General features: G+C 68.0%; 24 protein-coding genes. 11 read left to right on the top strand and 13 right to left on the bottom strand.

Annotated features, from left to right (window positions below; genetic code table 11):
* The first annotated feature begins 100 nt into the window (after window positions 1-100).
* Window positions 101-898, top strand: a complete 798-nt coding sequence (locus tag DER72_RS07885; protein WP_110069453.1) for a cytochrome c5 family protein — start codon at window positions 101-103, stop codon at window positions 896-898.
* Between the two features lie 170 nt (window positions 899-1068).
* Here the strand turns inward: DER72_RS07885 and rep are convergent, their stop codons facing one another.
* The 4 genes from rep to pyrE all read right to left on the bottom strand — a co-directional run bounded on the left by rep (window position 1069) and on the right by pyrE (window position 5009).
* Window positions 1069-3132 (bottom strand): DNA helicase Rep, encoded by a 2064-nt coding sequence (rep, locus tag DER72_RS07880; RefSeq protein ID WP_110069452.1) that lies wholly within the window; start codon window positions 3130-3132, stop codon window positions 1069-1071.
* Window positions 3129-3620 carry a tRNA (uridine(34)/cytosine(34)/5-carboxymethylaminomethyluridine(34)-2'-O)-methyltransferase TrmL gene (gene trmL / locus DER72_RS07875; protein WP_110069451.1) on the bottom strand — a complete coding sequence of 164 codons (492 nt, stop codon included), beginning with the start codon at window positions 3618-3620 and terminating at the stop codon, window positions 3129-3131. Before trmL ends, rep begins: the two co-directional genes overlap by 4 nt.
* A gap of 87 nt (window positions 3621-3707) precedes the next feature.
* Window positions 3708-4262, bottom strand: a complete 555-nt coding sequence (locus tag DER72_RS07870; RefSeq protein WP_110069450.1) for a YfaZ family outer membrane protein — start codon at window positions 4260-4262, stop codon at window positions 3708-3710.
* A 66-nt stretch (window positions 4263-4328) separates the two neighbouring features.
* Window positions 4329-5009: an orotate phosphoribosyltransferase gene (pyrE, locus tag DER72_RS07865; RefSeq protein WP_258306237.1), complete on the bottom strand. Its 681-nt coding sequence runs from the start codon at window positions 5007-5009 to the stop codon at window positions 4329-4331.
* 92 nt (window positions 5010-5101) lie between these two features.
* On the opposite strand from pyrE, the gene DER72_RS07860 reads away from it, so the two are divergent.
* Window positions 5102-5869 carry an exodeoxyribonuclease III gene (locus tag DER72_RS07860; RefSeq protein WP_110069449.1) on the top strand — a complete coding sequence of 256 codons (768 nt, stop codon included), beginning with the start codon at window positions 5102-5104 and terminating at the stop codon, window positions 5867-5869.
* A gap of 104 nt (window positions 5870-5973) precedes the next feature.
* Here the strand turns inward: DER72_RS07860 and rph are convergent, their stop codons facing one another.
* Window positions 5974-6711, bottom strand: coding sequence for a ribonuclease PH (gene rph / locus DER72_RS07855; RefSeq protein ID WP_110069448.1), 738 nt, complete (start codon window positions 6709-6711; stop codon window positions 5974-5976).
* Between the two features lie 147 nt (window positions 6712-6858).
* Between rph and DER72_RS07850 the strand changes: the two genes are divergently transcribed.
* Window positions 6859-7722, top strand: a complete 864-nt coding sequence (locus tag DER72_RS07850; RefSeq protein ID WP_110069447.1) for a YicC/YloC family endoribonuclease — start codon at window positions 6859-6861, stop codon at window positions 7720-7722.
* A 48-nt stretch (window positions 7723-7770) separates the two neighbouring features.
* Here the strand turns inward: DER72_RS07850 and DER72_RS07845 are convergent, their stop codons facing one another.
* The 6 genes from DER72_RS07845 to DER72_RS07820 all read right to left on the bottom strand — a co-directional run bounded on the left by DER72_RS07845 (window position 7771) and on the right by DER72_RS07820 (window position 13572).
* Window positions 7771-9378: a gamma-glutamyltransferase family protein gene (locus DER72_RS07845; protein WP_110069446.1), complete on the bottom strand. Its 1608-nt coding sequence runs from the start codon at window positions 9376-9378 to the stop codon at window positions 7771-7773.
* 20 nt (window positions 9379-9398) lie between these two features.
* A complete protein-coding gene (locus DER72_RS07840; protein ID WP_110069445.1) occupies window positions 9399-10916 on the bottom strand; it encodes a tripartite tricarboxylate transporter permease in 1518 nt (505 codons plus the stop codon).
* Between the two features lie 17 nt (window positions 10917-10933).
* Window positions 10934-11404, bottom strand: coding sequence for a tripartite tricarboxylate transporter TctB family protein (locus tag DER72_RS07835; protein ID WP_110069444.1), 471 nt, complete (start codon window positions 11402-11404; stop codon window positions 10934-10936).
* Window positions 11405-11450: 46 nt separating this feature from the next.
* Window positions 11451-12338: a tripartite tricarboxylate transporter substrate binding protein gene (locus tag DER72_RS07830; RefSeq protein WP_110069443.1), complete on the bottom strand. Its 888-nt coding sequence runs from the start codon at window positions 12336-12338 to the stop codon at window positions 11451-11453.
* A gap of 134 nt (window positions 12339-12472) precedes the next feature.
* Window positions 12473-13003, bottom strand: coding sequence for a chromate transporter (locus tag DER72_RS07825; RefSeq protein WP_110069442.1), 531 nt, complete (start codon window positions 13001-13003; stop codon window positions 12473-12475).
* On the bottom strand, window positions 13000-13572 hold the full coding sequence (locus DER72_RS07820) for a chromate transporter (protein WP_110069441.1): 573 nt from the start codon (window positions 13570-13572) through the stop codon (window positions 13000-13002). The genes DER72_RS07825 and DER72_RS07820 overlap by 4 nt, the downstream gene beginning before the upstream one ends.
* Window positions 13573-13738: 166 nt before the next feature.
* On the opposite strand from DER72_RS07820, the gene DER72_RS07815 reads away from it, so the two are divergent.
* On the top strand, window positions 13739-14398 hold the full coding sequence (locus tag DER72_RS07815) for a GntR family transcriptional regulator (RefSeq protein WP_110069440.1): 660 nt from the start codon (window positions 13739-13741) through the stop codon (window positions 14396-14398).
* Window positions 14399-14535: 137 nt separating this feature from the next.
* On the opposite strand, the gene DER72_RS07810 is transcribed toward DER72_RS07815, so the two are convergent.
* Window positions 14536-15879, bottom strand: a complete 1344-nt coding sequence (locus tag DER72_RS07810) for an aspartate aminotransferase family protein (protein ID WP_110069439.1) — start codon at window positions 15877-15879, stop codon at window positions 14536-14538.
* Between the two features lie 154 nt (window positions 15880-16033).
* Between DER72_RS07810 and DER72_RS07805 the strand changes: the two genes are divergently transcribed.
* The 7 genes from DER72_RS07805 to DER72_RS07780 all read left to right on the top strand — a co-directional run bounded on the left by DER72_RS07805 (window position 16034) and on the right by DER72_RS07780 (window position 21469).
* On the top strand, window positions 16034-16963 hold the full coding sequence (locus DER72_RS07805) for a LysR family transcriptional regulator (protein ID WP_110069438.1): 930 nt from the start codon (window positions 16034-16036) through the stop codon (window positions 16961-16963).
* 89 nt (window positions 16964-17052) lie between these two features.
* Window positions 17053-17667, top strand: a complete 615-nt coding sequence (gene gmk, locus DER72_RS07800) for a guanylate kinase (RefSeq protein WP_110069437.1) — start codon at window positions 17053-17055, stop codon at window positions 17665-17667.
* Window positions 17668-17836: 169 nt separating this feature from the next.
* Window positions 17837-18097, top strand: coding sequence for a DNA-directed RNA polymerase subunit omega (gene rpoZ, locus DER72_RS07795; RefSeq protein ID WP_110069436.1), 261 nt, complete (start codon window positions 17837-17839; stop codon window positions 18095-18097).
* 66 nt (window positions 18098-18163) lie between these two features.
* Window positions 18164-20296, top strand: a complete 2133-nt coding sequence (locus DER72_RS07790) for a bifunctional (p)ppGpp synthetase/guanosine-3',5'-bis(diphosphate) 3'-pyrophosphohydrolase (protein ID WP_110069435.1) — start codon at window positions 18164-18166, stop codon at window positions 20294-20296.
* Window positions 20297-20366: 70 nt separating this feature from the next.
* Window positions 20367-20756, top strand: coding sequence for a RidA family protein (locus tag DER72_RS07785; protein ID WP_110069434.1), 390 nt, complete (start codon window positions 20367-20369; stop codon window positions 20754-20756).
* A gap of 7 nt (window positions 20757-20763) precedes the next feature.
* Complete coding sequence (locus tag DER72_RS16150; protein WP_181395624.1) at window positions 20764-20937, top strand: hypothetical protein; 174 nt, start codon at window positions 20764-20766, stop codon at window positions 20935-20937.
* Window positions 20938-20965: 28 nt separating this feature from the next.
* Window positions 20966-21469 carry an acyloxyacyl hydrolase gene (locus tag DER72_RS07780; protein ID WP_110069433.1) on the top strand — a complete coding sequence of 168 codons (504 nt, stop codon included), beginning with the start codon at window positions 20966-20968 and terminating at the stop codon, window positions 21467-21469.
* Between the two features lie 44 nt (window positions 21470-21513).
* On the opposite strand, the gene DER72_RS07775 is transcribed toward DER72_RS07780, so the two are convergent.
* Window positions 21514-22386: an SDR family oxidoreductase gene (locus DER72_RS07775; protein ID WP_110069432.1), complete on the bottom strand. Its 873-nt coding sequence runs from the start codon at window positions 22384-22386 to the stop codon at window positions 21514-21516.
* Window positions 22387-22413 lie beyond the last annotated feature (27 nt).

The raw sequence follows: 22413 nt of genomic DNA, 5'->3' as shown, positions 1-22413 counted from the left end.
TGAACCGCACTAAAATACGCGTCATGGCGTCTTCCGGCCGCATCGGCAACCGGGCCTGCGCCGCGAACAACTTCTACAGGACCGTCAAGAGGTGGTGAGAGTGAAATCCAGCAAACTTATCATGGGGTGCCTGGCCACCCTGGGCCTGTCCGCCGGCATGGCTACCGCCCAGGCCAACGTCGACCGTGACGCCATCGCCGAGCGTCTCAAGCCGGCGGGCCAGCTCTGCCTGCAGGGCGAGGACTGCGGTACCGCGGCCTCTGCGGACGCTGCCCCGGCGGCCAACGGCAACGGCGCCGACAGCATCGACGGCGGCGCCATCTACAACCGCGTCTGCATGGCCTGTCACGAGACCGGTGCCGCCGGTGCCCCGGTACGCGGCGACGAAGGCGCCTGGAGCGCACGCATCGACCAGGGCTGGGATACGCTGCTCGACCACTCCATCAACGGCTTCAATGCCATGCCGGCCCGTGGCGGCAACCCCAACCTCTCCGATGACGAGGTCGCCGCGGCCACCGCCTACCTGCTCGAGCCGGTGATGGACGTGCCGGAACTGGGCGGCGCGGCGGAAGAAGCGCCCGCCAAGGAAGCCCCGGCCGAAGAGGCTGCCGAGGCCACCGAGGAGGATGCCAATGGCAACGCTCCCTCCCATGCCGGCATCGACGGCGAGGCGATCTACAACCAGGCCTGCATGGCGTGCCACATGACCGGTGCCGCCGGCGCTCCGCGCCGTGGCGAGGCTGGTGAGTGGGAGGGCCGCATCGATCAGGATATCGAGACCCTGTACGACCACGCCATCAACGGCATCGGCGCCATGCCGCCCAAGGGCGGGCACACCAACCTGTCCGACGACGAGGTGCGTGCCGCCGTGGACTTCCTGGTCGAGCCCGTCAAGTAAGCCGCACTTGCAGGAAAATGAAGTGACGACGGGGCGCCAGATGGCGCCCCGTTTGTGCTGGTGGACAAGAGCCTTCAGCTGTGTAGAGAGTCTTCAGCTTAACAGTAGAGCCCTCGGCCCAGCAGAGAGCCCTCGGCCCAGCAGAGAGCCCTCTGCCGAGTAAAGAGCCCTCAGCCCAGTAGAGAGCGCAGCCCGGCGATGGCGTCCTGGCCGCGGGCCTGCTTCTTCTCCGGATCCTCGCGGTCCGGCCGCCCCTCCCACTCCAGGTCACCTGCCGGCAGCTCGTCCAGGAAGCGGCTCGGCGCGCAGTCCATCAGCTCGCCGAAGGCCTTGCGCTGGCGAGCCAAGGTCAGGGTCAGGGTGCGCCGCGCCCGGGTGATGCCCACATAGGCCAGGCGGCGCTCCTCCTCCACGGTGCCCGCCTCGATGGCGTTGCGGTGGGGCAGCAGCTCCTCCTCGAGCCCCATCAGGTAGACGTGGGGAAACTCCAGCCCCTTGGAGGCGTGCATGGTGAGCAGCTGGACGCGATCGGAGTCGTCCTCCTCCGCCTGCTGCTCGAGAATGTCGCGCAGCACCAGCCGGGAGATGGCCGCCTCCACGCTGTCGGTCTCGGTCTCCTCGGAGGCCATGCTCTCCTCGGGGTCCGACTGCATCGACTTCTCGAGCTGGTCGATCAGGATCCAGACGTTGGCCATGCGCCGCTCGGCGATGGTGGGGGCGCTGGCGTTCTGGTAGAGCCACGCCTCGTAGTCCATCTCGCGCAGCATGTCGCGGATGGCGGCGATGGCGTCGCCCTGGTCCATGCGCCGTCGCACCCCGTCGATGAAGTGGGTGAAGCGCCCCAGCCGCTCCACCGCCCGTGTCGGAAGCACCTGTTCCAAACCCAGCTCATGGCAGGCGGCAAACAGCGAGATGCCGCGTTCGTTGGCATAGTTGGCCAGCTTCTCCAGGGTGCCGGGGCCGATCTCCCGGCGCGGCACGTTGACGATGCGCAGGAAGGCGTTGTCGTCCGCCGGGTTGATCAGCAGTCGCAGGTAGGCCATGGCGTCCTTGATCTCGTTGCGCGAGAAAAAGGAGGTGCCGCCGGAGAGCTTGTAGGGCACCTGGTAGTGCTGCAGCTTGAGCTCCAGCAGGCGGGCCTGGAAGTTGCCGCGGTAGAGCACCGCGAAGTCGCGCCACTCGGCCTTCTCCTTGATGCGCCGGGTGAGGATCTCGCTGGCCACCCGCTCCGCCTCGGCCTCCTCGTGGCGATTGACCACCACGCGGATCGGCGCGCCCTCGCCCATCTCCGACCAGAGGGTCTTCTCGTAGACATGGGGGTTGTGACTGATCAGGGTATTGGCGGCGCGCAGGATGGTACCGGTGGAGCGGTAGTTCTGCTCCAGCTTGACCACCTGCAGGCGCGGGAAGTCCTCGCCCAGGGTCACCAGGTTCTCAGGGCGCGCGCCGCGCCAGGCGTAGATCGACTGGTCGTCGTCGCCCACCACGGTGAAGGTCTGGCGCTCCCCCATCAGCAGCTGCACCAGCTGGTACTGGCTGACGTTGGTGTCCTGGTACTCGTCCACCAGCATGTAATGAATGCGCTTGCGCCAGCGGGCCAGGACCTCGGGGTCGTCGCGCAGCAGCACCACCGGCAGCAGGATCAGGTCGTCGAAGTCCACCGCGTTGTAGGCCTTGAGGTGGCGGTTGTAGGCCTCATAGACCCGGGCGGCGAAGAGCTCGTCGTCGTCCGCGGCGTGGGACATCGCCTGGCCAGGCAGCACCAGGTCGTTCTTCCAGGCCGAGATCTGATGCTGCACCGAGTTGATCGCCTCGGCGTCCACCTGAGCATCCTTCTGCATCAGGTCACGCAAGAGCGCCTTGGCGTCCTCGGGGTCGAACAGCGAGAAGCCTGCCTTGTAGCCCAGCGCCTTGAGCTCGCGGCGGATGATGTTGAGCCCCAGAGTATGGAAGGTGGAGACGGTGAGCCCGTGCCCCTCGCGCCCCTTGAGCATCTGGCCCACCCGTTCCTTCATCTCCCGGGCGGCCTTGTTGGTGAAGGTCACCGCGGCGATGCGCCGGGCGCTCATCCCGCAGGCCTGCACCAGGTAGGCGATCTTGGTGGTGATCACGCTGGTCTTGCCGGAGCCGGCGCCGGCCAGCACCAGGCAGGGGCCATCGATATAGCGTACTGCCTCCTGCTGGCGGGGGTTGAGCCGGGCCAGGCGCTGCTGGATGGTGACGGGGGCATTCATCGCACGGGCCTCACAGAGTCCACCGCGGCAGCGCCGGGAAAGCCCAGCTGTCGCCAGGCCTCGTAGACCAGCACCGCGCAAGCGTTGGAGAGATTCAGGCTGCGGCTCTCCTCGCGCATGGGGATGCGCAGCCGCTGGGGCTCGGGCAGGGCATCGAGCATCGCCTGGGGCAGGCCGCGGGTCTCGGGGCCGAACACCAGGGCATCGCCCTCGCCATAGGCGGGCTCATGATAGCCGGTGCGGCCCCGGGTCGACACGGCGAATACCCGCGCCGGTGCGGCCGCCTCGAGGTAGGCCTCCCAGTCGGGGTGCACCCGCACCGCTGCCCACTCGTGGTAGTCGAGCCCGGCGCGGCGCAGGCGCTTGTCGTCCAGCACGAAGCCCAGCGGCTCGATCAGGTGCAGGCGAAAGCCGGTGTTGGCACAGAGCCGGATCAGGTTGCCGGTGTTGGGCGGGATCTCGGGCTGGTAGAGGACGACATCGAGCATGGTGGTTCCGGTAGGGGCCCCGGTGGAACGCAGGCGGGCCCCGTGACGGGGCCCGCGATCATCGGCGGCGGCAGGCGGCGGGAGCGGTCAGAAGCGCAGGCGCACGCCAACCTGGGCACCGCGATCCAGGGTGCGGGTGCCGGCGTCGTTGTCGAAGTCGGCGCCCAGCTGGCGCAGGCCCAGGTAGCCATCCACGTTGGGGGTGAAGGCGTAGCGGGCGCGCACGCCGATCTCGTAGCCGTCTTCCAGGTCGCGGCTGGATACCACGCCGGGGGTATAGAAGCCGTAGCCGCCCAGGGAGACCTCGGGCAGGTTGGGCAGGTAGACATAGCCGTAGCCGCCCAGCCCCAGGCCACCGCCCTTGCCGTAGTCGGTGTCGTACTGGGTCCAGCGCGCGCCCACGCCCACCTCGTGGTCACGGGTATGGTTGGCGCCCATCAGCTGGGCGTGGAACACCGTGGCGTCCTCGCGATACTCGCTGTGGACCACGCCGCCACCCAGGCTGATGCCGTCCACCACCTCACCGGCGGCCTCGAACTGCACCGCATCGGGCCCCAGGTTGAGATCCAAGCTGGCCGCCTGGGCGATCCCCGCGGTGCCCAGCAGGGCCAGGCCGGTCAGCAGCGTCAGTGTCTTTTTCATCTCGCTCTCCTTGTCAGTGGCCCGCTCTATGGCGAGCTTCACCCTTGCCTGCTGGTGCGGTCGCTTTCAGTCGGCCGAGACGCCGTAGCGTGCCCGGTAGTCGCGAATGGCGGCGGCATGGCCGCGCAGCGCATCGCCAGCCTGCTCTTCAAGATAGGCCAGGACCATGTCCAGCGTCACGATGCTGACCACCGGCATGCCGTAGGTCTGCTCGACCTCCTGGATGGCGCTTTGCTCGCCCGTGCCGCGCTCCTGGCGGTCGAGCGCGATGATCACGCCGGCGGCCTCGGCACCGGCCGCCTCGATCAACGTCATCACCTCGCGGATGGCGGTGCCGGCGGTGATCACGTCATCGATGATCAGGATATTACCGGAAAGCTCGGCGCCGACGATATTGCCACCTTCGCCGTGAGCCTTGGCCTCCTTGCGGTTGAAGGCGTAGGGCAGGTCGCGGCCGTGATGGTCGGCCAGGGCGACGGCCGCGGTGGCGGCCAGCGGAATGCCCTTGTAGGCGGGGCCGAAGAGCACGTCGAAGGCCGGGGCACGGTCGACGATGGCGCGGGCATAGAAGCGCCCCAGCCTCGCCAGGGCACCGCCAGTGCGGAACAGCCCGGCGTTGAAGAAGTAGGGGCTGACCCGACCCGACTTCAGGGTGAACTCGCCGAAGCGCAACACCCCCTGCTCGATGGCGAACTCGATGAATTCACGCTGGTAGTCCTGCAGCGCAGGCGTGCCGGAATGCTCCACCGCTGGCTCCTATCACCTTTATTGGCCGTAGCCATTTACCCAAACGTCGAAACGTCGGGTATCATACACGCGCGACGGTAAAGGGACCACGTATGAAAATAGCAACAGTCAATGTCAACGGCATCCGCGAGGCCGTCGGTCGAGGCTTTCTCGACTGGCTGGCCAGCCAGGATGCCGATGTCGTCTGCGTCCAGAACCTCAAGGCCAAGAGCTTCGAGCTGGACGACAGCATCCTCTACCCGGAAGGCTACGAGGGCTACTTCCTCGACGCCGAGCAGGACGGCTTCTCCGGGGTGGGGATCTACTGCCGGAAGATTCCCAAGGCCATCATGTACGGGCTGGGCTTCCCCCAGTGCGACCATGAGGCGCGCTTCCTGCAGGCCGACTACGACCGCTTCAGCATCGCCAGCTTCCTGATGCCCGACGGCAGCGATTTCGCCGCCAAGGAGGCCTTCATGGCCCAGTATCAGGAGTACCTGAGCAAGATGGCTCGCAAGCGCCGCGAGTACATCATCTGCGGCACCTGGCATATCGCCCACAAGACCATCGACCTGGAGAACTGGGCCGACAACCAGGACACCCCCGGCTTCAAGCCCGAGGAGCGCGCCTGGATGGATCAGGTCTTCGGCCCCACCGGCTTCATCGACTGCTTCCGCGAGATCAACCGCGACGCCGGCGAATACACCTGGTGGCCCAAGCTCGACCAGGAGGTGCCGCGCTCCCGCCAGGAGGGCTGGCGCATCGATTACCAGGTGGTGGGCCCCAACTTCCGCCGCCATGTGGTGGACGCCTGGGTCGACTACGACGCCACCTTCTCGGAGTTCGCCCCGCTGATCGTCGAGTACGACCTGCCGATCTGACGCCCTTCCCCGTCGCCGTTCCGGTTCACCGGAACGCAGCACGCCGGCCACCATGGCCGGCGTGATGCGTTGGGGGACCTTGCCCGGCGCCCTTCGCTTCCTGCTTACCGCGGAATGCCCAGCGCCTCGCGCTGGTGGTCGAAGAGCTGGTTACCCGCGTTCTCGGCCAGCTCCAGCATGGCGTTGAGTTCGGCGCGGCTGAAGGTGCCCTTCTCGGCGGTGCCCTGCACCTCGATCAGGCTGCCGTCCTCGGCCATCACCACGTTCATGTCGGTATCCGCCCCGCTGTCCTCGGGGTAGTCCAGATCCACCACCGGCACCCCCTTGAAGAGCCCCACGGAGACCGAGCTCACCAGCTGCACGAAGGGGTCGCTCTTGATCAGCTTCTTGCGCTGCAGGTAGCGGATGGCGTCCACCAGCGCCACGCAGCCACCGGTGATGGAGGCGGTGCGGGTGCCGCCATCGGCCTGGATGACGTCGCAGTCCACGGTGATGGTGAACTCGCCGAGCTTCTTGAGGTTGAGCGACGCCCGCAGCGAGCGGCCGATCAGGCGCTGGATTTCCAGGGTGCGGCCGCCCTGCTTGCCGCGGACCGCCTCGCGACCGCCGCGGGTGTGGGTGGCGCGGGGCAGCATGCCGTACTCGGCGGTCACCCAGCCCTGGCCCTTGCCGCGCAGCCAGCGCGGCACGCCGGGCTCGACGCTGGCGTTGCACAGCACCTTGGTGTCGCCGAACTCCACCAGCACCGACCCCTCGGCGTGGCGGGTGTAGTCGCGGGTCAGGCGGATCTCGCGGGGCTGCTCGGGCGCACGGCCGCTGGGGCGTCGAAACGGAGTGGACATATCACCTCTTTGGGTCGGGTCTGAAACGCACGGGAATCATGGCTGGCGGCCATTCTACACCCTTGGGCAGCCGCATCGGCGAATCGGGTACACTCGGCCTATCCGACACTTCTGTCCGTTCATCCGCGTCACCCCGGAGTCCTCGCCATGGTCCACAGCATGACCGCCTTCGCCCGCCAGGAGCACACCGCCGACTGGGGCAGCCTGCAGCTCGAGCTGCGCTCGGTGAACCAGCGCTACCTGGAGCCCCACTTCCGCCTGCCGGAGAGCCTGCGCGACCTGGAGCCGGCCTTCCGCGAGGCGCTGCGCGGCCGGCTGGCCCGCGGCAAGGTGGAGGTGAGCCTGCGCTTCGAGGCCGCCGGGGCGGCCGAGGGCCTCAGCGTGAACGCGACGCGGCTGGCGGAGCTCGCCCGCGTCCTGGGCGAGGTGCGCCAGGCCGTGGCCGATGCCACCCCGCCCGATGCCCTGGCGCTGCTCGACTACCCCGGCGTGCTGGAGAGCCGCGGCCCCGACCCCGAGAGCGTCAAGGCCGCGGCGCTGGCCCTGTTTCAGGCCGCCCTGGATGACCTGGTGGCCGGTCGCGCCCGAGAGGGCGAGAAGCTCGCCGCCCTGATCCGCGAGCGGCTCGTCGCCATCGAGGCCCTGGTGGCCGAAGTGCGCAGCCTGCTGCCGCAGATACGGGAGCGCCAGCGCAGCCTGCTGCTGGAGCGCCTGGAGGCGGTGAAGAGCGAGCTCGACCCCCAGCGCCTGGAGGCCGAACTGACCCTGCTGGCCCAGAAGGCCGACGTGGACGAGGAGCTCGACCGCCTGGCCACCCATGTGGCCGAGGTGGAGCGCCAGCTCAAGCAGAAGGGCCCGGTGGGCCGGCGCCTGGACTTCCTGATGCAGGAGCTCAACCGCGAGGCCAACACCCTCTCCTCGAAGTCGGTGGTGGCCAGCACCACCCGCTGCGCGGTGGAGCTCAAGGTGCTGATCGAGCAGATGAGGGAGCAGATCCAGAACATCGAGTGAGGCCTGGCCTCGGCCGGCTCTCCCCGTCAGGAGAGCCGGCCGGTCCCGCTACCAGGGCAGCACGGCGCCGTCGGTGCGCGGTTCGGTGCCGCCGCTCAGCACGCCGGTGTCGTGGTCGCGCAGGATGATCTGGCCGCGGCCGAAGCTGATGGTGTCGGCCACCTTGACGATGTGGTGGCCGCGCCGGGCCAGCGCCTGGGCGAGGTGGTCGGGGAAGTGGGGCTCGACCTCCACGGTGCGGCCCTTGGTCCACTTCCAGCGCGGCATGTCGAGGGCCGCCTGGGGGTTGAGGTGGTCCTGCAGCATGCTGGTCACCACCTGCACGTGCCCCTGGGGCTGCATGTAGCCGCCCATCACCCCGAAGGGGCCCACCGCCTCGCCGTCCTTGGTGATGAAGCCTGGGATGATGGTGTGGTAGGTGCGCTTGCCCGGGGCCAGGGCGTTGGGGTGCTCGGGGTCCAGCGAGAAGGACCAGCCGCGGTTCTGCAGGCTGATGCCGGTGCCGGGGACCACGATGCCCGAGCCAAAGCCTTTGAAGTTGCTCTGGATGAACGACACCATGTTGCCCTCGCCGTCGGCGGTGGCGAGATACACGGTGCCGCCGCTGAGCGGGTTGCCGTGGACCGGGTCGAGGGCATCAAAGCCGATCAGCCCGGCGCGGGCCTTGAGGTAGTCGTCGGCGAGCATCTGCTCGACGCTCGGGCGCATGGCCCCCTGCTCGGTGATATGGGCGAAGCCGTCCACGTAGGCCAGCTTGGTGGCCTCGATGCGCCGGTGCAGGGTCTCCACCGGGTCGCGTCCCTCCGGCCCCAGCCGCTCCAGCATGCCCAGCGCCTGCAGCACGATCAGGCCGCTGCCGTTGGGCGGAATCTCCCAGATGTCATGACCCTGGTAGCGCACGCTGATCGGGTCGACCCACTCCGGTGCGAAGCTCGCCAGGTCTTCCTTGCGCAAGAGCCCGCCGTGCTCGCGGGAGAAGGCATCGATGCGCTCGGCCAGCTCGCCCTCGTAGAAGTCCCGCGCCTGGGTCTCGGCGATGCGGCGCAGGGTCAGGGCGTGGTCCGGCGCCGCCCAGCGCTCGCCCGGCCGCGGGGCGCGCCCCTCGGGGGCGAAGGTATCGAACCAGGGCGCGAAGCTGGCATCGCCATAGGCGGCGTAGGTGTGGAAGGCCTCCTCCCACATCTGGTGGATCACCGGGGTGACCGCATACCCCTCCTCGGCCAGGGCGATGGCCGGTGCCAGCAGCTCGGCGAAGGGTAGCCGGCCGAAGCGCTCGGAGAGCGCCGCCCAGGCGGCCGGGGCGCCGGGCACGGTGACCGGCAGCAGGCCGTGGTTGGGCATGCTTTCATGCCCCAGGGCCTGCATGGCCTCGATGGTGGCCGCCTGGGGCGCCGGACCGCTGGCGTTGAGGCCGTGCAGCTTGCCGTCCAGCCAGACGATCGCGAAGACATCGCTGCCGATGCCGTTGGAGGTGGGCTCCGCCACGGTCAGCGCCGCGGCCGAGGCGATGGCGGCATCCACGGCGTTGCCACCCCGCTGGAGGATGCTCATGCCCACCTGGGCGGCCACCGGCTGGGAGGTGGCGACCATGCCGCGGGTGCCGAAGGCGGCCATGCGGCGCGAGGGGCTGGGGTAGTAAAGCGCATCGTGTTGCATCGAAAGCTCCTTGAGTCGGGTCAGGCGTCGCCCTGCTGGGCCTTGAGTCGGTTGCGTTGGATCTTGCGGTCCTGGTAGAGCGAGAAGACGATCGACGCCACGGCCAGGGCCAGGAACAGCGCCGAGAGCGGTCGCGTCAGGAAGGTCATCCAGCTGTCGTCGAGCTCGAGGGCCCGGAACAGCTGGCGCTCGAGGTTGTTGCCCAGCACCACGCCGAGGATCAGCGGCGTCAGCGGCACCTCGGCCTTCCACAGCAGGTAGCCGAGCAGGCCGAAAATGAACAGCACCCAGATGTCGAAGAGGTTGTTGTTCAGCGCGTAGGCGCCGATGGCGCAGAGCATCAGCACCACCGGCACCAGGACCTGCTGAGGGATCAGCGAGATCTTGGCGAACCAGCGCACCAGCATCAGCTGGCAGAGCACCATCACCACCGCGCCGATCAGCAGGCTGGCGTAGATGGCACCCACCAGCACCGGGTTCTGCTCGAACATCAGCGGCCCCGGGGTGATGCCGTGCAGGATCAGCACGCCCATCATGATCGCCATGGGCAGGTCGCCGGGAATCCCCAGCGCCAGAGTGGGCACGAAGGCGCCGCCGGCCACCGCGCTGTTGGAGGCCTCCGAGGCCACGATGCCGTCCGGGGTGCCCTTGCCGAAGCGCTCCGGGTGGCGCGAGAACTTCTTGGCCTGGTCGTAGCTGATGAAGTTGGCCACGGTGCCGCCGGTGCCGGGCAGGGCGCCCACCAGGCTGCCGATCAGCGAGGAGCGCAGGGTGTTGAGCTTCTGTCCCGCCATGTCCTTGAGGATGGTGCCGTAGGGGATAGCCACGTTGGTGTCGACGTTTCGGCCCGCCCCCTGGGGGTCGTCGCGCAGCTTCTCGAGATTTCCCAGCAGTTGGGAGAAGGCGAAGATGCCGATCATCACCGGTAGGATCTCGAAGCCGGAGCTCAGCGCCGGGATGCCGAAGTCGAAGCGCAGGTTGCTGTTGCGGTCATAGCCCACCGTGGTGATCAGGAGCCCCAGGGCCGCCGCCAGCAGCCCCTTGAGCAGGGCGCCGTTGGAGAGCCCCGCCACCAGGGTGAGGGCGAAGATGATCAGCGCGGTGATCTCCCAGGGGCGGAAGTTCATGCTGAAACTGGCGATCAGCGGGCCGAAGAAGACCAGCACCGCCACGCTGATCAGGGTGCCGAGAAACGAGGCCGCGACCCCGATGCCGAGCGCCCGACCGGGCTGGCCGTTCTGGGCCATCGGGTAGCCGTCGTAGACGGTGGTGATCGAGGAGGGGGTGCCGGGGATGCCGAGCATCACCCCCGAGACAATCCCGCCCGAGTAGCCGCCGACGAAGACGCCGACCATCAGCGAGACACCGCTCACCGGGTCCATGGCGAAGGTGAAGGGGAAGACCACCAGGATGGCCATGGTGACGGTGAAGCCGGGGATGCTTCCGCCGATGATGCCGAAGAGCACGCCGACCAGGATCAGCAGCAGCACCGAGGGGCTGCTGACCTGGCCGAGCGCTTGAAGAAAGAAGTCCGCCATGGGTCACTCCAGATCGTTCAGGGCAGCCAGACCCGCAGGCCGTAACGGAAGATCACGTAGACGAGGGGCACCAGGGTGAAGCTCACCCCGAGATTGAGGGCCCACTTGCGCCAGTGGTCTACGCCCAGCAGCAGCGCCAGGGCGCTGACCATGAAGGCCAGGGTGCTGATGATGTAGCCCAGCAGCGGCAGCAACAGCGCATAGGCACCGAACAGGGCGAACAGCGACAGCACGATGCGATGGTGGGCGAGCCACTCCCGGAAGGAGCGTCTCGGCGCCTCGCGCGGGGGGGCGCCCTGGAACAGCGAGCGGATCAGGATCAGCAGGGCCAGCAGGCCGATCACCACCAGCAGGATGCGGGGGAACAGCGCCGAGCCGTAGGGCTGCCAGCTGGTCGGCGGACGGATGTGGCGCGTCTCCGCCAGCATGATGCCAGCGATCACCAGCATCACCAGGGCCAGGGCGCGGTCCTTGGTCAGGGTCAACATGGGCGTCTCTCCGGTGGCGCCGCCGGACGACGGCACCACCACGGGCTCAGTTCTGGAAGTCGATGTTCTCGGCCGCGGCACTCAGGGCGGCCTCGTTCTCGTCCAGGAAGGCCTGGTAGGCCTCGGCGAGGGTGTCGAGGATCTCCTGAGGCGTCCCCTTGGGGGCGAAGATGCCGCGGCTGGTGGAGTGATCCATCTCGATGCCGAGCTCGCGCAGGGTCGCCACCTCCGGCAGGCCGTCGAGGCGCTCGGGATGCGCCACGCCCAGCGGGCGGAAGATGCCGTCCTCGAAGAAGGCGCCGCCGGAGGGCAGGTTGAACATGGCGAAGTCGATCTCCTCGGCCAGCAGCGCCGAGACCTGCTCGCCGGTGTCCGGGTAGCCCACCAGGCGCACGTCGGCCATGTCGATGCCGGCGGCGTCGAAGAACTGCACCCAGAAGAAGTGGTCCGTGGAGCTCGGGATCATGCTGATCCGCACCCGGCCGGGGTTCTCACGGATGTAGTCGGCGATCTCGTCGGCGGACTGCACCGGGTGGTTGGCGTGGGCCGCCGGGATGTTGATCGTCTGGGTCAGCAGGGCGACGGGCTCGAAGGCGTCGTAGGAGTAGTCGACGGTGCCCGCCAGCTTGGAGAGGGCGATGGTGTCGTGGCTGCCCAGCAGCGTGTAGCCGTCTGGGCGGGCATCCTTGACGTTCCGGGAGCCCAGGGTAGCCCCGGCGCCGGCCATGTTGACCGGCACGATCGAGGTGCCGAGGTGGCCCTCGGCCTCCTGGGAGATGAGGCGGAAGATGATGTCGGTGGCGCCGCCCGGGCCGTAGGGGATGACCAGGCGGATGTCCTGTTCGGGGTAGTCGGCCTGGGCCGTACCGGTGAGGGCGAGGCCGGCAGCGAGGCCAATGGCGGCGAAGGTCTGGGTCAGTCTGGAACGCGTCATGTCGGACACCTTTGCTGTTGTGGTCTGGTGCAGTCGCCGCTCGAGGCGGCGCTGGTGCGAGCGCGTGCTCCCGCTTGGGGTCTTGTTATGGGCCCGGCGTACCGGGCGGGTCGTTCGGGTCGGGGCCGAGGTCATCAGCCGAGGAAGAGTCCTCCATAGACGAGCGCCCCCAGCACCACGAAGGCGGGGTGGGCGCGGAAGCGAAGCAGGGCAACGGCGGCGGCGATGCCGATCACCAGGGTGTGGAGCAGGCCGGCGCCGTCGACGCCCTCCAGGAAGAAGCCGAGGGTCAGCCAGCCCATCATCAGGGCGATGACCGGACGGACCCACTGGCTCATGCGCTTGACCCGGGGCGACTCCCGGTGGCGATAGAGCAGGCCCAGGGCGCCCAGCATCAGCAGCAGCGACGGCACCACCGTGGCGAGCACGGCCACCAGGGCGCCCCCCGCCCCGGCCACTTCGTAGCCGACCTGGCCGGCCATCTTGGTGGCGATGGGGCTCGGCAGGGCGTTGCCCAGGGCCAGGGTCTCGGCGAATGCCTGGGCGCTCATCCAGCCGTAGCGTCCGACCACCTCCGCCTCGATCAGCGGAATGATCGCCGGCCCGCCGCCGTAGCCGATGATGTTGGGGATGAAGAAGGCGAGAAACAGCTCCCAGTAGATCATGAGCTCGCCTCCGTGGCCTTCTGGCCCGGCCGCAGCAGGGCCGTGATCAGCAGGGCACCGATCACCCAGCCGGGGTGCAGGCCCAGGCCGTAGATCAGGCCGCCGGCGACGGCCGCCATGGCCAGGCTGATGGCCCAGCCCAGCGCCAGGCGCGACTTGTTCCAGAAGTCCAGGGTCAGCTGGGCCAGCATCACCATCACCACCGGCACCACCGCCTGTCCCATGCCATGGATCCAGGCCACGTCGCGATAGCGGCTGAAGACCCCGAGCAGCAGGATCATGGCCAGGATCATGGGCACGATCACCGCACCGACCGCGATGATGCAGCCGGCCAGGCCGGCGACGCGGTAGCCGATATAGCCCGGCATCTTGGTGGCGATGGGGCCGGGCAGGGTGTTGCCGATGGCCAGCACATCGGCGAACTCCTCGTCCGTCATCCAGGCGTGGCGCTTGACCACCTCCTGCTGCACCAGGGGTATCATGGCGGGACCACCGCCGAAGCCGAGCAGGCCGATGCGGGTGAAGGACCAGAAGAGGGCGCCCAGCGGCGCCTTGCGCTGGGCGGTCATGGGTGTCGAATCTCCAGATCGGTGCCGGTACCAACCATAGATTAAATTCTCTTGAATCGTGCTGAATTTAAAAAATCGATTATAGTTTCGACTATAGGTCGGCGTCCGAAGCGGCGTCAACCCGTGATGACGCAGGCCATTCACGGAGCGAAAAACGGGAGGGGGTATGGGAGCACCCAAGCGCAAGGGCGGGACGACAAGGTCCAGCCTCATCTATGACACCCTGCGCCAGGACCTCGTCAACGGGCGCTTCAAGGCCGGGGAGAAGGTCGCGATCAGCGCCCTGAAGGAGCACTACGAGGTGGGGCTCAGCCCGCTGCGCGAGGCCCTCAACCGCCTGGCGGCCTATGGGCTGCTGATCCAGGAGAACCAGCGCGGGTTTCGCGTGCCGGGCCTGAACCGGGACGAGCTGGACGATATCGCCGAGATGCGTCGCGAACTGGAGGTGATGGCGCTGAAGCGGGCCATCGAGCGCGGCAATGCGGAGTGGGAGTCGGAACTGCTGGCCGCCGCGCATCGGCTCAGGCGAGCCGATGAGACCGCGCAGCCGGTCGAGGAGTGGGAGCGGCTGCACGGCAAGTTCCATCGCACCCTGCTGGCCCCCTGCGGCTCGGCCTGGCTGCTGCGCTTCATCGAGCAGCTGCATGACCAGTTCGATCGCTACCGGCGCCTGGCCCCGCCGGCCCCACAGGTGCGCGATCAGCTCAACCAGCAGCATGACCAGCTGGTGGAGCTGGCACTGGCGGGGAAAGTGGCCGCTGCCCAGGCGCTGATGGAGGATCATATCCAGCGCTCCTACCAGGTGGCGCTGGGAGCCTGCCAGTAGGGCGGTGGGGGGCGGCCAGTGCCGCGCCACCGGCTACTCCGGCCATCTCGACACACCCCGCCACGCCTGCTAGTCAGGCGAGGCGGGGTGGCGAAGGGGTCTGGCGGGAAGGGGTCTGCCTGGAGGGGCGGCCCGGTTCAGTCCAGCTCGCCTATCGCCTCACCCAGGGCATTGACCAGGCGATCGATCTCCTCGCGCTCGACGATGAACGGCAGGCCGAGCTGGATGGTGTCGCCGCCGTAGCGCACGTAGAAGCCCTTCTCCCAGCACTTCATGGCGATCTCGAAGGGGCGCCGCGCCGGCTCGCCGGGGTAGGCCTCGATCTGCAGGGCACCGGCCAGCCCGTAGTTGCGAATATCGCTGATATAGCGGGTGCCCTTGAGACCGTGCAGGGCCTCCTCGAAGACCGGGCTGATCTGCCTGACCCGCTCGACCAGGCGGTCATTCTCCAGCACGTCGAGGGACGCCAGGGCCGCGGCACAGGCCACCGGGTGGCCGGAGTAGGTGTAGCCATGGGGCAGCTCGAGCATGTAGTCGGGGCCGCCCTGCTCCATGAAGGTGTGGTAGATCTCGCCCTGGACGATGACCCCGCCCATGGGCACCGCGCCGTTGGTGAGCTGCTTGGCCACGTTCAGGATATCGGGCGTGACGCCGAACTCCTCGGCGCCGGTCATGGCGCCCATGCGCCCCAGGCCGGTGATCACCTCGTCGAAGATCAGCAGGATCTCATGCTGATCGCAGATCTCCCGCAGGCGCTTGAGGTAGCCCTTCGGGGGAGGAATCACCCCGGCGGAGCCGGCCAGGGGTTCGACAATCACCGCGGCGATATTGGAGGCGTCGTGCAGGGCGATCAGCTCGAGCAGCTCTTCGGCCTTCTCTGCGCCGCGCTCGGGCATGCCGCGGGTGAAGGCGTTCTCGGCCATCAGGGTATGGGGCAGATGGTCGGCGTCGATGCCCTGGCCGAACGGGGCGCGGTTGGGCCCGATCCCGCCCACGCTGATGCCGCCGAAGTTGACCCCGTGGTAGCCCTTGGCGCGGCCGATCAGCTTGGTCTTGGTCGGCTTGCCCTTCTTGCGCCAGTAGGCGCGAGCGATCTTGAGCGCCGTATCGGCGCTCTCCGAGCCGGAGCCGGTGAAGAAGACGTGATCCAGCCCCTGCGGGGTCAGCTCGCGGAGGCGGTGGGCGAGCTCGAAGGCCTTCGGGTGGCCAAACTGGAAGGCCGGGGCGTAGTCGAGCTGGCGCAGCTGCCGGCTGACGGCCTCGGTGATCTCCGGGCGGCCGTGGCCTGCGCCGCAGGTCCAGAGCCCCGAGAGTCCATCGAAGATGCGCCGCCCCTGGTCATCGGTGAAGTAGCTGCCGTCGGCGCCGACGATGATGCGCGGGTCGCGTTTGAACTGGCGGTTACCCGTGTAGGGCATCCAGTAGGCGTCGAGCTGCTCGGTGGAGAGCCCGGCGGCATAGGGAAAGGCTTGTGCGGTCATGACGTTGCCTCGCGGAACCTTGTCGTTGTAGATCTCGTTGTGGATCGAGCCGTGAGTCCTGCCTTCAGACTAGGCAACGCCATGCGTCAGTTAAATTCATGATTGATTGAATTCATGTAACCTTCCAGTTGACAGAAACCCGCCGGAGAGAGCCATGAGCAAGCATGCCCCCATGGGCCTGCCGGGGGATGCCGAGCTGCGCCTGATCCGCATCTACCGCAAGGTGGTGGAGTGCGGGGGCTTTTCCGCCGCTGAGGTGGAGTTGGGCATCAGCCGGGCGGCGATCAGCATGGCCATGAAGGATCTCGAGACGCGGCTGGGGCTGCGGCTCTGCCAGCGCGGGCGCGGAGGCTTCGCGCTGACCGACGAGGGCGCCGAGGTGTACCAGGCGAGCCTGCAGCTGCTCGCCGCGATGGAGGGCTTTCGCACCCGGGTCAATGGGCTGCACGCCTGGCTGAAGGGAGAGCTCAATATCGGCATCACCGACAACCTGGTGAGCATGCCGGAGATGCACATCACCCATGCGCTGAGCGCCCTCAAGGACCGAGGCCCGGAGGTGCGGATCAACATCCGCATGATCCCGCCCAGCGAGATCGAACGGGGGGTGCTCGACGGTCGCCTGCATGCCGGGGTGGTGCCCGCGCTGAAGACGCTGCCGGGGCTCACCTATCTGCCGCTGTACGAGGAGACCTCGCGGCTGTACTGCGCGGCAGGCCACCCGCTCTTCTTGGCCGACCCCATCACCGCCGAGCAGCTGGCAGAACACGACGCCGTGGTGCCGGCCTACGCCCAGTCGCCGACGATCAAGGCACAGCATGAGTGGCTCAACCCCACCGCCTCGGCCACCGACCGAGAAGGGGTCGCCTTCCTGATCCTCTCTCGGCGCTTTATCGGTTATCTGCCGACGCACTATGCCGAACGCTGGGTCCTCAGCCGCCAGATGAAGGCCCTGAACCCGGAGGCGTGGCACTATGTCACCCGCTACAGCGCCATCACTCGCAAGAGCGGGCCGCCCAACCTGGTTCTGGAGGCCTACCTGGAAGAGCTGAATCATCTGATTTCCGGGCATTCGAGGGCCCGGTAGGCCTGCAGCGCGCCGCCGATTCATGCGATACTGCGCGCTTTCCTTCGGCCCATGCCGCTTCATCCAGCTGTCACACAGGGATGCCGACCATGCCCCAGGGTACCCTCTTCATCGTTTCCGCCCCCTCAGGCGCCGGCAAGACCAGCCTGGTGCGCGAGCTGATCGAGAGCCTCGACGGCATCCAGGTGTCGGTGTCGCACACCACCCGCGAGCGCCGCAACGGCGAGGTGGACGGGGTCAACTACCACTTCGTGGACGTGGCGACCTTCGAGGCGATGATCGAGCGCGGCGAGTTCTTCGAACACGCCCGGGTCTTCGACAACTACTATGGCACCTCGCGCCCGGCGGTGCAGGCCGCCCTGGCCGCCGGCCAGGACGTGATCCTGGAGATCGACTGGCAGGGCGCCCGCCAGGTGCGCCAGCAGATGCCCGATGCGGTCTCCATCTTCATCCTTCCCCCCTCCCGGGAGGAACTGGAGCGCCGCCTGGCCAGCCGCGGCACCGACGAGCACGCGGTGATCCAGCGGCGCATGCGCGACGCGGTCAGCGAGATGTCCCACCACGACGAGTACGACTACCTGGTGATCAACGACGACTTCACCTCCGCCCTGCGCGAACTCCAGGCGCTGGTGATCGCCCAGCGGCTGCGCCACGAGCGAGCCAGCCAGGCCCATGCCCCGCTGCTGCAGGCGCTGCTCTGCTGAGCCTGACAGGCGCTGCACTGCTGAGCCTGACAGGCGCTGCACTGCAGCGCTTGTCAGGGTAACCGGCAGTCGAGTAACCTATCCGGTCTACCCATAGGTGGAATCCGTCCACACGCCCACCGCGTGTGCAGCGCCGGGTTCCCGCAGGCTTTACAGGAAGGCACCCCCCATGGCGCGAGTCACAGTCGAAGATTGTCTGGAACATGTCGAGAACCGCTTCAAGCTGGTGATGATCGCCGCCCAGCGCGCACGTCAGCTGGCACGCGGCTCCCGCGATGCCCTGCTGCCCTGGGAGAACGACAAGCCCACCGTGGTCGCCCTGCGCGAGATCGCCGCCGGCCTGGTTGACGAAAGCGTCCTCGACGAGCCGGTCGAGCCCGCCGTGCGTCCGGTGCGCGAGCCCTACTTCGGCGGCGCCGGCGAGGAGTGATCCAAGACGGCGCCGCGGCGCCGTCATCCTTGTCAGGACACTCACGCAGGAATCAGGGCGCGCCGCATGTTCACCATCGATGACCTGGCCGACCGTCTCGGCGGCTACCTTCCCCAGAGCGAGATCCAGCAGGTCAAGCGCGCCTTCTACTATGCCGAGCAGGCCCACGACGGCCAGCGCCGGCGCTCCGGCGAGCCCTATGTCACCCACCCCCTCGCCGTCGCCAATATCCTCGCCAACATGCACATGGACCATCAGAGCCTAATGGCGGCCATGCTGCACGACGTCATCGAGGATACCGGGGTCGGCAAGGAGGCGCTGGCCGAGCAGTTCGGCAAGCCGGTGGCGGAGCTCGTCGACGGGGTCTCCAAGCTGACCCAGATCGCCTTCGAGGACAAGGCGGTTGCCCAGGCCGAGAACTTCCAGAAGATGGTGCTGGCGATGTCCCGGGACATCCGGGTCATCATCGTCAAGCTGGCCGACCGCCTGCACAACATGCGTACCCTGGGGGCGCTGCGCCCGGAGAAGAAGCGCCGCATCGCCCGCGAGACCCTGGAGATCTACGCCCGCATCGCCAGCCGCCTGGGCATCAACACCATCCGCGTGGAGCTGGAGGACCTCTCCTTCCAGGCGCTGCACCCCATGCGCGCCGAGCGCATCAAGCGCGCCGTCTCCAGCGCCCGGGGGAACCGCCGCTCGGCGATCCGCCAGATCCAGAACACCCTGCAGCAGAGCCTCGATGACGAGGGGCTGGCCGGTACCGTGGTCGGCCGCCAGAAGCACCTGCTGTCGATCTACAAGAAGATGCGCGACCAGCGCAAGTCGTTCAACGAGATCATGGACGTCTTCGGCTTCCGCATCATCACCGAGGACGTCGACAGCTGCTATCGCATCCTGGGCGTGGTGCACAACCTCTACAAGCCGGTGCCGGGGCGCTTCAAGGACTACATCGCCATCCCCAAGGCCAACGGCTACCAGAGCCTGCACACCACCCTGTTCGGCGCCAATGGCATGCCCATCGAGGTGCAGATCCGCACCCGCGAGATGGAGGCCATGGCCAACAACGGCATCGCCGCCCACTGGCTCTACAAGGCCGGCCAGACCCAGCACCCCATCGCCGAGGGCAGCCACGCCCGGGCCCGCTCCTGGATCAAGGGGCTGCTGGAGATGCAGCGCCATGCCGGCGACTCCCTGGAGTTCATCGAGCACGTCAAGAACGACCTCTTCCCGGACGATATCTACGTGTTCACGCCCAAGGGCGACATCATGGAGCTGCCCCAGGGCGCCACGGTGATCGACTTCGCCTATTCGGTGCATACCGATATCGGCAACAGCACCATCGCCTGTCGCATCGACCGCCACCTGGCCCCGCTCTCCACCCGGCTGGAGAGCGGCCAGACACTGGAGATCATCACCGCTCCGGGGGCGCGTCCCAACCTCAGCTGGCTCAACTTCGTGGCCACCGCCAAGGCGCGCTCGGCGATCCGCCACGCCCTCAAGCACCAGCAGCATACCGAGGCGGTGCAGCTGGGCCGGCGGCTGCTCAACAAGTCCCTGGCGGAGTTCGAGACCAGCCTTGAGGAGCTCCCCGAGGGGCCGCTGGCCGCGCTGCTGGGCGAGCTCGGCCTGAAGAACGAGGATGTCCTACTGGAATCCATCGGCCTGGGCACCCGGGTCGCCCATGTGGTGGCGCGCCGCCTGCTCGACCTGCAGCACGGCGAGCGCCCCGCGGACAAAGGCGAGCCGCGTGCCCATGGCCCCATCCTGATCAGCGGCGCCGAAGGCATGGTGATCAAATTCGCCCGCTGCTGCCACCCGTTGCCCGGCGATACCGTCATCGGCCATCTCTCGGTGGGCAAGGGCATCGTGGTGCATCGCGCCGAGTGCCGTAACCTGGGCGAACTCAGGAACGACCCGGACAAGCTGTTTGCCCTGGAGTGGTCCGACGACATCGCCGAGGACTTCCCCGTGGCGCTGCGCCTGGAGGTGGAGAGCCGTCGCGGCCTGGTGGCTGAGCTGGCCGGCGTGGTCACCGACGCCGATGCCAACATCGAGCGCATCGGCATCGAGGAGCGCGACGCGCGCCTGGCCACGGTCAACCTGACCCTGGCGGTCCGCAACCGCGTGCACCTGGCGCGCATCATCAAGCGGCTGCGCAACCTCTCCCACGTCGGGCGCATCACCCGACTCGGCAACTGAGCTTTCCCGGCCGGGGCGGGCCGGGCCATTTTCGATTATCCCGAGCAGCAACCAACCGACGGAGCACACCATGAGCAACAAGGCCGTGATCAACACCGACCAGGCCCCCGCCGCCATCGGCCCCTACTCCCAGGCCATCAAGGCCGGCAACACCATCTACCTCTCCGGCCAGATTCCCCTGGACCCGGCCACCATGGAGCTCGTCTCCGACGACTTCGAGGCCCAGGCCCGCCAGGTCTTCACCAACCTCAAGGCCGTCTGCGAGGAGGCCGCGGGCTCCCTGGGCGAGATCGTCAAGCTCAACCTCTACCTGGTCGACCTGGACAACTTCGCCGTGGTCAACAAGGTGATGGAGGAGTTCTTCGCCAAGCCCTACCCGGCCCGCGCCGCGGTGGGCGTGAAGGCGCTGCCCAAGGGCGCGCAGTTCGAGGCGGAAGCCGTGATGGTCATCGGCGACTGAAAGCCCCATGCGGCTCTTCCTGGCGCAGATGCCGCCGCCGGGGCTGCGCGAGCGGCTCCAGGCCGACGACCTGCCGGACGTGGAGCTCGAGTGGGCCTATAATCAGGTGACGCTGATTCATTCGATCAACGACGGCCAGGGGGTGCGCTACGCGTCTATGGCGCACACTCGGGCCAGCTGAGCCATCCGGGTCATGGAGGGGGAAGGGAATGTCTCTCGTGTCGCATCGGGCGGCCTGCGCCGCCCTAACGCTGCTGCTGGCCGGCAGCCCGGCCATGGCCGATCTTCAAGTCGCCGTTGGCGCCACCAGTGAATCCACGATCGCCCTCAAGATGGAGGTCGACCGCCTCGTTCCGCTGACCAGCCTGCACCCCAGGCTGGACCTGCGACTGGCCACCGGCCTGCTGCTGCTCTCCGGCGAACAGCAGGACGACAACGCCGCCCTGCTGCTGTCGCCGGCGCTGCGCTGGACCTTCCCCGGCGAGCGCGAGCTCTTCGTGGAGGGGGGCATCGGTGGCGCCCTCTTCCTCAAGACCCGGGTGGAGGCGCGCAACCTCTCCACCGCCTTCCAGTTCGAGGACCGCCTGGCGGTGGGGATGCCCTGGGCCGGCGGGGAGCTCTCCCTGGCGCTGACCCACTACTCCAACGGCGGGATCAAGCGGCCGAATGACGGCTTCGAGACCCTGACGCTGGGCTACCGCTTCCCACTGTAACCCCAGCCCGCCAGGGATCAAGCGACCGCGTGGCCCCATGGCGATCAGGCCTTTTCGGGCAGGAAGCCACCCTCCCTGAGCACCTGGGCATAGCCCTCGCGGTAGCTGGGGTAGCGGAACTCGTAGCCGCTCTCCAGCAGCCGAGAGTTGTCGCAGCGCTTGCTGGCGCGGCGGCGCAGCGGCGACTGGATGGTCTCGGTGGCCTCCACCTTGAGCTGCTTCGCCAGCCAGGTCATCACCTCGTGGAGCGGCGCCGGCTCACAGTCGCTGGCCAGGTAGAGGTCGTCGACGGGCTCGTCAGCCAGGCTGCGCTCGATCAGATGGGCCAGTACCCCGACGCAGTCGTCGCGGTGGATGCGGTTGGTGTACATCGCGGGGCTTTCCGGGGCGATGCGCCCCTCGCTCACCTGGCGGATCAGCCGATCGCGGCCGGGGCCATAGATGCCCGAGAAGCGCACCGCGGTGCCGGGCAGGGGATGGTCGAGCAGCGCCTGCTCGGCCTCGCGCATCAGGGCGCCGGCGAAGCCGGTGGGCTCGGCCGGGCTCGCCTCGTCCACCTCCTCACCGGCCTGCTGGGGGTAGACGCTGGTGGAGGAGACGAAGAAGACCCGCTTCGGCGTCTTCTTGCGGGCGCCGAACTCCTCCAGCACCGCCTTGAGCCCCGCGGGGTAGGCGGCGCGGTAGGCCTCCTCCTCGAAGTGGTCGGCGCTGGCCACGTAGACCAGCACGTCGGCATCGGGCAGGGCGGCGAGACTGGTGGGATCGGTGAGGTCCGCACCGGCGGCCTCGAGGCCGCTGCCCTCCAGCGCGGCCACGTTGCGGCGCACGCCTACTACCCGCTGGCCGGCCGCCTTGAGCCGCTGGCCAAGCCCGATCCCGATATCCCCACAGCCTAGAATCAGCGTTGTTGTCTTCACCTTTTCCCTGCCCCCTGATAAAAAGTC

Source organism: Halomonas sp. A11-A (genome assembly GCF_003182195.1).
Classification (GTDB): domain Bacteria; phylum Pseudomonadota; class Gammaproteobacteria; order Pseudomonadales; family Halomonadaceae; genus Halomonas; species Halomonas alkalicola.
The sequence above is the reverse complement of the archived record's forward strand: the minus strand, read 5'-3'. Positions and strand labels throughout refer to the sequence as shown.